Source organism: Sphingobacterium sp. Ag1 (assembly GCF_000988325.1).
Lineage (GTDB): Bacteria > Bacteroidota > Bacteroidia > Sphingobacteriales > Sphingobacteriaceae > Sphingobacterium.
On sequence record NZ_LBGU01000018.1, the window covers coordinates 66486 to 77296 of the forward strand.

A 10811-nucleotide genomic window follows, 5' to 3' on the forward strand; every position below is an offset into this window, starting at 1 on the left:
TCCTAGATCGAATCAATCTTATTAATTCAATTTATTATCTTTTTCCGCTTTTAATATTTCTGCTGTAAGCGATCTATTATCCTCTGGCAAGCGGCCGCCATTGTAATAATAACGTCGCCAGTACGGTTCATCTAAATTGCTAATCATAACTCCCTTACTGGACGAGGCATGTGCAAACTTATTATCACCGATATAAACACCTACATGGGTAATACTTTTACTTCTAATTTTGAAGAATACCAAATCACCTGCTTTTAGCTCATTTTTTTCGACAGTTTTGACTTGAGAATATTGATTTCTGCTATTATATCCTAACGAAGTGTTAAATACTTTGTCGTATAATTCATAAGAAAATTTAGAACAATCAATGCCTCTTTTTGAATCTCCTCCTAGGCGGTAGGGAGTACCCAACCATTCGTAAACAAATTGATAAAGTTTAGTATTTGTTGTTGCTGAGACTGCAACTCCCATGATTTGTGAAAAGTATTCTTTTGCTAGATTATCAGGATCTGATTCTGGTTTGGAGTTTCTGTTGGTTTGTGCCTGCGACACTAGACATAAGCCGATAAATAGCATTGACGCTATAAATTTCTTTGTTTTCATTAAATCGCTTTTTTGTACAACATTTAACTTTTAAAAATTTAACACTGTCATCTATTTTGGACAGCACTGTTGCGAATATAATACAATATCAGTTTAGGGTCAAATTTATTTTAAGGTATTTAACGAAATTTTAACAATTTTAACATCTTCATAACGCCCATTTGGGCATATTGTACTTTAATAATTCTGTCAACGATCAACTACAGTACCTCGACTACCTGTTCGCGTAAAAAACGGTCTTCTAATGTCAGAATGCCACTTGATTACATGTCTCATTGTGAATCTTAAAAAAAATATCAATTTTCTTTGGTAAAGTGATAATATTTGTTCTATATTTACAAAACATAAGCAAAAGCAATGAACACAAATACAATTATTACATCGATTATTATTACCACCGGGATAAAACTCAGGAGGAAGTAGTTTCGTTGTATATAATTGTAGACACAATATTTAGAAGCGCTTTCCTCGACAAAGGAAAGCGCTTCTTTTTTTAGCACAAAAATCATCAATCTAAACAAACAGTATAAAACAGTATGAAAGTTTTAAAATTTGGAGGCACATCGGTCGGTACGGTAGAAAGTCTAAAGGCGGTCTTAAGCATTGTAAAAAAATCTTACGATGCAAAGGAAAAACCATTGGTTGTGTTGTCGGCTATGTCAGGGGTAACAAACTTACTTACCCAACTGGCGGAGGACGCTGCCGAAGGAAAGTCCTTTTCGGATGGTCTAAAGTCCTTGGAAGATAAGCATTTTACGGTTGTCAAAGAACTCTTGGCTGTGAAATATCAAAATCCTGTATTTACAAAGCTAAAGTTGTTTTTTAATGAGATAGAAGATCTCCTCCAAGGAATTTTTGCACTAAAGGAGCTGAGCAATCAAAGTAAAGATTTGATCCTTAGCTACGGTGAGCGTTGCTCAAATTATATGGTATCAAAGGTGACGGAACAATATATTCCCGAGTCTCTATTTGTAGATGCATCCCATTATGTGAAAACTGATTCAAATTTTGGTAATGCACATTTAAATGAAATGCTAACGGAGCAATTGGTGAAATCATTGTACATCACGCATGGTGATAAACTACTGTTTGTCACCGGTTTTATCGGAAGCAATGAAAGTGGACGTATTACCACCTTGGGAAGGGGTGGATCAGATTATACCGCAGCGATCTTCGGGTCGATACTGGACGCAACAGCCATTGAAATTTGGACAGATGTGAATGGGATGTTAACTGCCGATCCACGTATTGTGAAGAAAGCGTTTTCCTTGCCTGTATTATCATACACAGAGGCAATGGAGTTATCTTACTTCGGTGCTAAGGTGATTTATCCTCCAACGATGATTCCGGCTTTCTTAAAGAAAATACCGATTGTTATTCGAAATACTTTTGAACCTGATTTTTCAGGGACTGTGATTCAATTCGATAGCGGAAAAACGGCACTGCCAATCAAGGGGATTTCTTCGATCTCGGATATTTCCGTCATCAACCTGAGTGGATCAGGGATGATCGGTAAATCGGGTTTTAGCGGGCGGCTTTTCACGTTATTGGCGAGAGAGCAGATCAATGTTGTGCTAATCACCCAATCATCTTCCGAACACAGCATCACATTTGCTGTCAATCCATCAGATGCCAAACGCGCTATACAATTGATCGAAGTGGAGTTTGAGCTTGAAATCCAGGCAAATAAACTGGTCGTTCCTGCGATTGAAGAAAACCTGTCTGTCTTAGCCATCGTTGGCGAAAATATGAAAAAAACTCCTGGCATGTCCGGTCGGTTATTTGCAGCGCTGGGACGCAACGGTATCAACGTCCGTGCTATTGCACAGGGCTCATCTGAATACAATATATCGGTAATTATTGGCAAGGAAGATTTAGCGAAGGCACTTAATGCCGTACACGACGCATTTTTCGCAGAGCTAAAGAAAACGCTGCATGTATTTAATATCGGCACCGGTAACATTGGCGCAACTTTATTTAAACAATTGGAAAATCAACATGACTTCCTATTGGATAAAAATGATATCGAAATTAAAGTTGTTGGAATTTCCAATAGCCGTAAAATGCTTTTCAATACCGAAGGTGTTGATTTAAATAATTGGTCCGATGAACTTGCTAAAAATGGAACTGAATCAGACCTGGCATTGTTTATAGATCGAATGAAGGCGCTGAATTTGCCGAATTGTGTATTTATCGATAATACAGCAAGCAAATTACCGGCAACCTACTACGAAGATATCTTTAAATCAAATATTTCAATCGTCACCTGCAATAAAATTGCGAATTCAGGTAAATACGAGCAATATAAAACACTCCGTGATACTGCTCATCGACACGGTGTAGATTTCTTTTATGAAACAAATGTAGGTGCGGGATTGCCTATCGTCAGGGTGCTCAAAGACTTGATGCTGAGCGGTGACCGTATCCTGAAGATAGAGGCTATACTTTCAGGGACAATCTCGTATATTTTCAACAATTTTAAAGCAGATGCTTCTTTTTATGATGTTGTCAAACAGGCTCAGGAACTCGGATATACCGAGCCAGATCCAAGGGATGATTTGGGTGGAATAGATTTTATGCGTAAAATGCTCATCCTGGCAAGAGATGCGGGGTATGCTGTTGAGGCCGAAGATGTAGACCTCGGTGCAATATTACCTCCAGCATGTTTGAAAGCCGATACAGTAGATTCTTTTTATACAGAATTGCAACAGGAAAATGAATATTTCGAAGCAATGAAGAAGAAAGCAGCCAATGAAAATAAAGTAATCCGCTACATTGGAAAATTGGAAAATGGAAAGGTATCCATTGCGATTCAGTTTGTTGATGAAAACCATCCTTTTTATGCTTTATCAGGCAGCGATAACATTATATCGTTTACAACAGAGCGTTATAAAGAACGTCCCCTTGTCGTAAAAGGTCCTGGTGCGGGAGCTGAGGTGACAGCTGCCGGTGTATTTGCAGATTTGGTAAATGTCGGAGCATAAAAACTATTCAAGGAAAATAAAAATTACGTGATGGCCAATAATTTAAATGTGGAGTATCTGAAAGATAAGGTGATAAATTTAGACAGCATGCTGTCGGAAGTTCGTGTTTTTGCGCCCGCAACTGTCGCAAATATGATCTGTGGTTTTGATATATTGGGATTTGCTGTTGAGCAACCCGGTGATGAGGTGGTTATGCGACGTACGCAACAACCTGGAGTAACGATTCGGGAAATAACTGGTGACGATGGAAGACTACCACTCGACCCTGGCAAGAATACCGTATCTGCCTGTGTGCAATATCTATTACAAGCCCTGAATATCTCATCAAAGGTAGGCGTCGAAATCGAATTGCATAAACATATGCCAATTGGATCTGGACTAGGTTCCAGTGCAGCAAGCACCGTAGCTGGGCTTTTTGCCATCAATACCATGCTCGGAAACCCTTTGACAAAAGAAGAATTATTACCATTTTGTGTTGAAGGTGAGCGTTTGGCTTGCGGTACAGGCCACGCCGATAATGTTGCCCCAGCGCTTTATGGAGGCATCACATTAATCCGGGGAAATGAACCTTTGGATGTTATTTCCATCCCTTCCCCAAAAGAACTCGTAGCAGCAGTGGTTTTTCCACAGGTCGATGTTCCCACACGTGACGCAAGACAACTCATAAAGGATAAAGTGCTATTGAAAGACGCCGTGACACAATGGGGAAATATCGCGGGATTGGTCGCTGCATTGTTCAAAGAAGATTACGATCTCATTGCACGAAGCATGAAAGATATCCTCATTGAACCAACACGTGCAATTTTAATTCCCCAGTTTTATGAAATGAAGGAGATTGCCTTGAAAAATGGTGCCTTGAGTTTTGGTATTTCTGGCTCAGGCCCCTCTGTCGTTGCAATAACACGGGACGAAAAGATAGCAAAGGATATTGCCGACAAAATTCAGACCCATCTCAAAGAAAATGAAATTGACAGTTTTGGCTATGTTTCCCGTGTCAATGTCGAGGGACCTAGGGTATTAGATTAAAAATTATTTACGGACAGAAACGAGGTTTATAAATCTCAGGTCAATTGATAATTGGCTCAGAAAAGATAAAATGAAATATCCGCATTCTAAAGTGAATACGAATGAAAATAACAGGATATTTTATATGGCCTTGACAAAAAAAATATTTACAGATGAAATTTTATAGTACAAATAATAAAACATTAGAAGTCTCCTTTAAAGATGCGGTCTTCAATTCTCTTCCTGCAGACAAAGGATTATATATGCCTGAAGAGATTCCACAATTGGACCCGCTATTCATTAAGAATATTCAACAGTATTCCTTGCAGGAGATTGCTTTCGAAGTAGCTTCTACATTATTGGGAAATGATATTCCCAAAGACGATTTAAAACAGATTGTGAACGACGCCATCAATTTTGATGCTCCTGTAAGATTCTTGACCGACAGCACGGCTGTGCTCGAACTATTTCATGGGCCGTCTTATGCTTTTAAAGATTTCGGAGCTCGGTTTATGAGTAGGGTTATGGGCTATTTTTCAAAGACTGACGATAAATTACTGGACGTGCTTGTTGCGACGTCAGGCGATACAGGAGGAGCTGTTGCATTGGGCTTTTTGGGCGTAGAAGGAACACGTGTGACGATCTTATATCCTAAAGGTAAAGTCTCGGAAGTTCAGGAACTACAATTGACCACCAATGGACAAAATATTCGTGCTATTGAAGTTGAAGGAACTTTTGACGATTGTCAGGCATTAGTAAAACAAGCTTTTAATGATGCAGAACTCAATGCTGTATTGCGTTTGACCTCCGCTAATTCAATCAATATAGCACGGCTGATCCCACAGACATTTTATTATTTTTATGCCTATGCCCAGTTGAAGTCACAAGGAATCAATGAGGTCGTGTTTACAGTGCCGAGTGGTAATTTTGGTAATATTGGGGCTGGTTTATTGGCCTATAAAATGGGACTTCCAGTGAAGCATTTTGTAGCTGCAACAAACGTTAATGATACCGTTCCTCGATTCCTTTCTTCCGGTAAATATGAACCACTGCCTTCTGTTCAAACCTTAAGCAACGCCATGGATGTTGGGAATCCAAGCAACTGGGTGCGTATACAGGATCTTTTTGGCGGAAATGTGGATGAATTAAAAAATATGCTCTCTTCCTATACATTTACAGATGAAGAAACAAAAGAAGGAATGCAAAAATTATATGAAGAATCAAACTATATCGCCTGTCCACATACAGCAATCGCCTGGCTTGGCGCTCGGGCTTATGCAAATGAACATCCAGGTCATTACGCTTCGGTTTTCTTATCGACGGCACATCCCTGCAAATTCCCTGACGCAATAGCAGCAGATGTATTTGGAAAAATAGTGTTGCCTGCCGGTGCAGAAAGATTGCAAGGAAAAGAAAAATTAGCGGAACCTTTAAAAGTTGATTTTGAAGCCTTCAAAAAATATTTAATCAACCATAACTAAACGTTGAGGGCTCCTTTGCAATGCCCCTAGAAAGTGTCCAACTTTTTGCGAGCATTGAGGAGCCCTTTTTATCTTCATTTAGAAGTAAGCAAAGTTTTTGTGTTGAAAGTATTTTTGGAAATATGTTCTGTATTGAGAATCTTGGATTGTTTTATCCGAAAAGTTTCGTCAGGATGTCGAATTAATACGTTAATTTTGCAACAATGAAATCAGTTTATTTGAATAAGGGTAAGGATAAAGCTGCCTGGCAATTGCATCCTTGGGTATTTTCTGGAGCAATTAAATCATTGTCCGATAAGATTGAAGATGGCGAAGTTGTTGGCGTTTACAATGCTGAACGTGAATTTATTGCCTATGGTCTATTTCACAATAGCTCGCGTGTAGCCATTCGTTTATTGGAATGGAACCCTCAAGCCCAGATTAATGAAAATTGGTGGCGTGCCCGCGTTCAGAAGGCTGTAGCAGCAAGACAGCATCTGTTGCAAGAAGGTGTCACCAATACGGTTCGTTTAATCTTTGCTGAAGCAGATTTTCTTCCTGGACTTATTGCAGACAAATACGCGGATTTTATATCCATTCAGGTTCATTCAGTTGGGGTCGAAAAAGTCAAATCAGTTATTATCGATGAATTGAATGCTTTGCTGCAACCCAAAGGAATTTATGAGCGTAGTGATCTGAAATCTCGCGAACATGAAGGTTTACCTGATACCAATGGGCTTTTATTTGGAGAACTTCCATCTGAATTTATCGACGTTATCGAAAATGGCATTCATTATAAGGTGAACATTATTGATGGACAAAAATCGGGATTTTATTGCGACCAACGTGAAAATCGCCAGCTGACGGCCAATTACGTTTCAAATAAACGCGTCCTAGATTGTTTTTGCTATTCCGGTGGTTTTACGTTAAATAGCTTGAAAAATGGGGCTGCAGAAGTCATATCTGTAGATAGTTCTGCATTGGCTATCGAAACGCTGGAAAAAAATATTGCTGAAAATGGTTTTGATCCTAGTCGGCATAAAGCAATATTGTCTGATGTAAACAAGCAACTGCGTAAATTCATCGATGAAGAGGAAAAATTTGACCTGATTGTCTTAGATCCACCGAAATATGCTCCCTCTCGATCCGCATTGGAAAGAGCATCTAGGGCGTATAAAGACTTGAATCGCCGCGGATTGATGTTGTTAAATAGTGGTGGTTTATTAGCGACATTTTCTTGTTCAGGTGCGATGGATATGGATACGTTCAAGCAAGTGCTCGCTTGGGCTGCACTGGATGCTGGTAAGGAAATTCAGTTTATTAGACAATTTCATCAACCTGAAGATCATCCTGTGCGGGCTTCGTTCCCAGAAGGCGAATATCTGAAAGGATTGTTGGTGCGCGTATTATAATTATTATATGAAGATAGTTTAGGTTGGTTTGTTAAAATCAACCTTTTTAATTTTTGAACGACGTCATGATACAAGAGAAGACGAGTAGACCTATTTTTTCTATTTTGTTTGCCGTGAGCATGGTGCATCTTTTGAACGATATGATTCAGGGCGTAATACCGGCAACCTATCCCTTGCTCAAAGAAGAGCATCATCTAAGCTTTTCTCAGGTTGGGATGATTACAATGGTTTATCAGATAGCAGCTTCAATATTCCAGCCTGTTGTAGGCTCATTTACGGACAAACATCCTGTGCCATATTCTCAGATCATTGGGATGTCTTTTTCACTTCTCGGTATGCTTTTGTTTTCGAAAGCACATAGTTATGAATGGATCTTATTTTCTGTTTTTCTGGTAGGGATTGGTTCTTCAATCTTTCACCCTGAATCTTCTCGTGTGGCTTATATGGCATCGGGAGGAAGAAGAAGTATGGCACAATCTATTTTTCAGATTGGAGGAAATGCAGGGACCGCAATGGCCCCAATCATTGTCGCTTTTTTGGTATTACCGAGAGGGCAGCAGGCGATCGCCTGGATGTGCTTATTTACGATTCTCGGCCAATTTATATCTTATTATATTGGTAGTTGGTATAAAAAGAGGCTTCGGAGCTTTGCCAAATCAACGAAGAAAACAATACGCGTGCCTGATCTACCCAATAGCCGAATCGTCGCGACCGTTATTATACTCCTCTTACTGATTGTTTCAAAATACTTCTATATAGCAAGTATTACAAACTATTTCCAGTTTTATACCATCAAGAAATTTGGGATTAATGAAGTGGAAGCACAAGTCTATCTATTTTATTTTCTGATAGCTGTTGCGGTGGGAACATTACTGGGGGGAGTATTCGGCGACCGATTTGGTCGCAAATATGTTATCTGGTTCTCCGTCTTGGGCGTTGCACCATTTGCATTAGCATTACCCTATGTCGGACTTACGATGACGGGAATACTAATCGTAATTATTGGATTGATTTTATCATCCGCTTTTCCAGCAATTATTGTTTATGCACAAGAACTATTGCCTAAGAAGTTGGGCATGGTTTCAGGTTTATTTTACGGCTTTGCATTTGGAATGGGAGGGATTGGATCCGCTGTACTTGGCTGGCAGGCAGATCATACGTCCATCGCGTTTATTTATCACCTATGTTCCTACCTGCCATTGATGGGTATTGTGGCTTATTTTCTTCCTAACCTACAAAAAACACCTTACAAAGAAATTTAGATTTGGCATATAGGCGCATATTAAACAAGAAAGAGCGGGTTTCAATAAAATATCCGCTCTTTTTTGTTATTTGATGCAGTCCATCCAGGCTGAGGCCATCATCTGTGCGCCGGCAAGGGTAGGGTGAACACCATCTGCTGCCCAGTAGGCACCAGGAGCATTCTTTTGGGCATTGTCGAATATTTTTTGATAGGGTATTAGAATTGCGCCAAATTCTTTGGCGATCTCACGAGCGGATTCTTGATAAGCCAAAAATTTTGGATACCATGCTTCAGTAATGTGACCTACCCCTTTTACGGCAAAAGGTTCTCCAATGATCAGTTTGACATTTGGAAGCTGTTTCATTGTCTCCTGTAGTAACTGTTGGTACTGGGATTTATACTCTTCAACCGTTGTCTGGGCTCCCCGGTCGATTGTCCGCCAAAAGTCATTTACACCAATCAAAATACTCAATACAGTGGGTTTAATAGCCAGCGTATCCTCCTGCCAACGCTTTTGAAGATCGGGTACACGATTTCCACTAATACCTGTGTTATATACCTTTAATTTTTTTGTCGAATATTTATTTAAGAGCTGGCTGGCAGCCAATAAAGCATAACCACGTCCTAGCGCTGCGGTGTCATTGGCATTTCTATTGTTTCTATCACGTCCTACATCCGTAATGGAATCGCCCTGAAATAAAATGATGTCGTCGTTATTTAAACTTATTTTTGAGGAACTGGCGGTGGATTCGTGCGCGAATACATCGTTTCCCAGTATATTGGCACCAGTCAATAGACCGGAACCAATAATGCTTTTTTTGATAAATGATCTGCGGTTTGTGTTCATTATTAGGTTTTTGTTATGTTTAAAGTTACATACTTTAAGCATACTTTTCCAAACCTTTTATAATGATGTTACACGCTTTTTCAATTTCCAGATCTGTAATAGTCAATGGAGGAGCGACACGCAGTGCTGTTTCACAATGCAGATACCAATCGATCATAACCCCGTTTTCAGCACAATACTTACTCACGTTGTAAACCTGATCAAAGGAATCCAATTGCAGACACATCATAAGACCTAATCCTCGAATTTCTTTAATTGCAGGGTGTCGGAGTTTTTCTTTAAATAAAAGCGATTTTCGCTCGACCTGTTCTACCAATTTTTCTTCCTTGATAACAGCCAGTGAAGCCCGTGCTGCGGCACAACTTACGGGGTGGCCCCCAAAAGTCGTGATGTGCCCAAGCATGGGATTATCCTTAATAACATCCATCACTTCTTTGGCTGCAACAAAGGCGCCTAGGGGCATGCCACCACCGATCCCTTTGGCAAGCATCAAGATGTCTGGAACAATAGCAAAATGTTCAAAGGCAAAAAGACGACCTGTGCGACCAAAACCTGTTTGAATTTCATCAAAGATGAGTAGGGTACCTGTTTCATCACAGCGTTTTCTAACAGCCTGCATGTAAGTGATATCCGGGACCCGGACACCAGCTTCCCCCTGAATAGCTTCGAGGATGACAGCAGCAGTTTGTTCCGTAATCTTTGTTAGATCGTCCAGGTCATTAAACTCGATAAAATCTATTTCGGGGAGGAGAGGAGCATACGCTTTACGGTACGCATCGTTTCCGATAAGACTGAGCGCGCCTTGTGTACTGCCGTGGTACGCCTTTTTTGCAGCGATAATCTGCCTGCGACCGGTATATTTCTTTGCTATTTTCATAGATCCCTCTACGGCTTCCGTTCCACTGTTGGTGAGGTAAACCGATTGAAAATTAGTGGGAAGTTCTGCTAATAATTCTGTAGCAAATTGTACCTGTGGGGCCTGCACAAATTCACCATAAACGGTGACATGTAGGTACTGGTCCAATTGTGATTTTATAGCTTCCAAAACCTTCGGATGACGATGGCCTATATTGCTGACATTGAAGCCGGAGACCAAATCCATGTATTCCTCTCCATTTGGGCCATAAAGGTAGACACCTTCGGCCTTAACTACTTCAACCAATCTAGGTGAGCTAGATGTTTGAGCAGTATTCATTAAAAATAATTCTCTGTTGCTTAACATGATCTTACAAATGTCCGAAAATAAAAAAGAAGTCT

The 10811-nt window shown here is 40.0% G+C and carries 8 protein-coding genes; 5 read left to right on the forward strand and 3 right to left on the reverse strand.

The window, feature by feature from the left end; all coding sequences use genetic code 11:
* Positions 1 to 21 precede the first annotated feature (21 nt).
* Complete coding sequence (locus tag AAW12_RS02260; protein WP_046671999.1) at positions 22 to 603, reverse strand: C40 family peptidase; 582 nt, start codon at positions 601 to 603, stop codon at positions 22 to 24.
* 536 nt (positions 604 to 1139) lie between these two features.
* Between AAW12_RS02260 and thrA the strand changes: the two genes are divergently transcribed.
* The 5 genes from thrA to AAW12_RS02285 all read left to right on the forward strand — a co-directional run bounded on the left by thrA (position 1140) and on the right by AAW12_RS02285 (position 8726).
* A complete protein-coding gene (gene thrA / locus AAW12_RS02265; RefSeq protein ID WP_046672000.1) occupies positions 1140 to 3587 on the forward strand; it encodes a bifunctional aspartate kinase/homoserine dehydrogenase I in 2448 nt (815 codons plus the stop codon).
* Between the two features lie 87 nt (positions 3588 to 3674).
* Entirely contained in the window at positions 3675 to 4613 is a 939-nt protein-coding gene (locus tag AAW12_RS02270) for a homoserine kinase (protein WP_046672011.1), read from the forward strand.
* Between the two features lie 152 nt (positions 4614 to 4765).
* Positions 4766 to 6073, forward strand: coding sequence for a threonine synthase (thrC, locus tag AAW12_RS02275; protein WP_046672001.1), 1308 nt, complete (start codon positions 4766 to 4768; stop codon positions 6071 to 6073).
* A 203-nt stretch (positions 6074 to 6276) separates the two neighbouring features.
* Entirely contained in the window at positions 6277 to 7464 is a 1188-nt protein-coding gene (locus tag AAW12_RS02280; RefSeq protein ID WP_046672002.1) for a class I SAM-dependent rRNA methyltransferase, read from the forward strand.
* 65 nt (positions 7465 to 7529) lie between these two features.
* Positions 7530 to 8726: an MFS transporter gene (locus AAW12_RS02285; protein ID WP_046672003.1), complete on the forward strand. Its 1197-nt coding sequence runs from the start codon at positions 7530 to 7532 to the stop codon at positions 8724 to 8726.
* A gap of 66 nt (positions 8727 to 8792) precedes the next feature.
* Here AAW12_RS02285 and AAW12_RS02290 read toward each other — a convergent pair whose 3' ends face one another.
* Positions 8793 to 9554: an SGNH/GDSL hydrolase family protein gene (locus AAW12_RS02290; protein WP_046672004.1), complete on the reverse strand. Its 762-nt coding sequence runs from the start codon at positions 9552 to 9554 to the stop codon at positions 8793 to 8795.
* Positions 9555 to 9588: 34 nt separating this feature from the next.
* Positions 9589 to 10811 (reverse strand): aspartate aminotransferase family protein (locus tag AAW12_RS02295; RefSeq protein WP_316933102.1); only part of this gene is annotated, 1223 nt, incomplete at its 5' end.

Coding starts and splice junctions, on each gene's coding strand:
- AAW12_RS02260 (WP_046671999.1), bottom strand. CDS start 603: ATGAAAACAAAGAAATTTATAGCGTCAATGCTATTTATCGGCTTATGT.
- AAW12_RS02270 (WP_046672011.1), top strand. CDS start 3,675: ATGCTGTCGGAAGTTCGTGTTTTTGCGCCCGCAACTGTCGCAAATATG.
- thrC (WP_046672001.1), top strand. CDS start 4,766: ATGAAATTTTATAGTACAAATAATAAAACATTAGAAGTCTCCTTTAAA.
- AAW12_RS02285 (WP_046672003.1), top strand. CDS start 7,530: ATGATACAAGAGAAGACGAGTAGACCTATTTTTTCTATTTTGTTTGCC.
- thrA (WP_046672000.1), top strand. CDS start 1,140: ATGAAAGTTTTAAAATTTGGAGGCACATCGGTCGGTACGGTAGAAAGT.
- AAW12_RS02280 (WP_046672002.1), top strand. CDS start 6,277: ATGAAATCAGTTTATTTGAATAAGGGTAAGGATAAAGCTGCCTGGCAA.
- AAW12_RS02290 (WP_046672004.1), bottom strand. CDS start 9,554: ATGAACACAAACCGCAGATCATTTATCAAAAAAAGCATTATTGGTTCC.